Origin of the sequence: Pseudoalteromonas sp. SR45-5 (genome assembly GCF_014163565.1) — a bacterium.
Taxonomy (GTDB): domain Bacteria; phylum Pseudomonadota; class Gammaproteobacteria; order Enterobacterales; family Alteromonadaceae; genus Pseudoalteromonas; species Pseudoalteromonas distincta.
Map to the genome: position 1 here is coordinate 1 of NZ_JACJDN010000818.1, position 1,469 is coordinate 1,469.

Consider the following 1,469-nt stretch of genomic DNA (forward strand, 5'->3'; position numbering starts at 1 on the left):
CTTCTGTTTTAGAGATGTAATCTTGTAGTGCTTTTTTGTTTTTAAAATCTACTAACACCACCAAATTACCTAAACCGAGTAAAGCGCTAACGCTGCGGATAATTGATTGCGGCCAGCTAATTAAATTACCTTCAAGAGTTTGTACTTTTAAACGCCATGCACGCATGCCAATGGTTTGCCCGCTTTTAGTCCAAAAGTAGCCAAAAAATACTAAGCTAACAATAATTAAAAGAGCGGTACGAATACCCGAAAGAAGATTTGAATTTTGAATAAATGCAGATACATCCTCTGCGCCATTTAAACTAATTACATCGAGAGAAATAAGCCCCTGTACTGCAAATAAATACAGCACTACAGTTAACATCGCAAACGCAATAATGGCTAACGTATCGTAGACCAACGACGCAAAACGGCGCCAAAAACCAGCACGTGGAAACTCACCCGACATAAATACACTCTCACTATTAATATGCGAGCTAGTTTAACAAAAAAGCTTACAAATACTAAGACATGTTAATGTTTAGAGAGAATTGATTTTATTGCTGTAAATTACTACCTACGGAGGGGAATGAAAAAGACCCTACTATTTACAGTAAGGCCTTTTAATTTATAGCGAGTTTAACCTAGCTTAATGGCAAGGTATTTTATGTCGTCACCACTTATTTGCGGTAAAAAATAAATATCGCCGTATTTAAAATACTGCTGTGAGTTAATTATTACGGCCTGTGCTGTCTGAGGCAATGAATCGTAAGTTTGGCCCAAGCTATAGTCATTCACATTACCCACTTTTATTGCCTGATTAAGGCGAGTTGATGGCTCATCAACAACCGTATAACCATCATTATCCGCAATGTAGTATACATTTTGATAAGTGTAGTAAGTCGTATTGTGGTGTTTAAAATGCCTGTAATTTCTTGGTAGCGTATTTATACGCAGGCCTCTAGGTGGTTTAACAACATGGTAGCCTCTTTTAGCTTTACGGTAATAAAGGCCGTCGTTAAACGTAAACGAAATACCATTAAATCTGATTGATGCACTATTGCGTGGTAAATGGTTTATAAATCGATTTTGTCTGTAAGCGACTGAATTGTGATGGCTTGTTAAGTAGTTATATTTTCGCTGGTTGTAGCGGTGTAGTTCACGCTTTTCCTGTTTGTACTTAGCAAGTTTACGTTTTTCTTGCTTACGGTCTTCTCGTTTTTCTTTTTTATGCTCAATACGCTGCTTTTTTTCATGGCGGCGTTCATCGCGTTTATATTCAACACGTTTGTCGTGATCGCGTTTAAAGCTTTTATCATTCTCTCGCTCGTTTTGTGCTCCAAGCGCAGAGCCTGATACTGCGCCAATGGCGAGCAGGGCAGGTAGTAAAAAAGTAAGTTTCATAATATTGCCTCGTTTATGTTTTTACATAACTGGGTTCAATACTAGCGGCTCAAACTGAATGTTAACTGACATACAACAGCAAACGG

General features: G+C 38.1%; 2 protein-coding genes. Both read right to left on the reverse strand.

The window, feature by feature from the left end; all coding sequences use genetic code 11:
* Window positions 1-448 (reverse strand): RDD family protein (locus H5072_RS19320; RefSeq protein ID WP_182694493.1); only part of this gene is annotated, 448 nt, incomplete at its 3' end.
* 170 nt (window positions 449-618) lie between these two features.
* Window positions 619-1,383: a DUF6515 family protein gene (locus H5072_RS19325; RefSeq protein WP_182694494.1), complete on the reverse strand. Its 765-nt coding sequence runs from the start codon at window positions 1,381-1,383 to the stop codon at window positions 619-621.
* Window positions 1,384-1,469 lie beyond the last annotated feature (86 nt).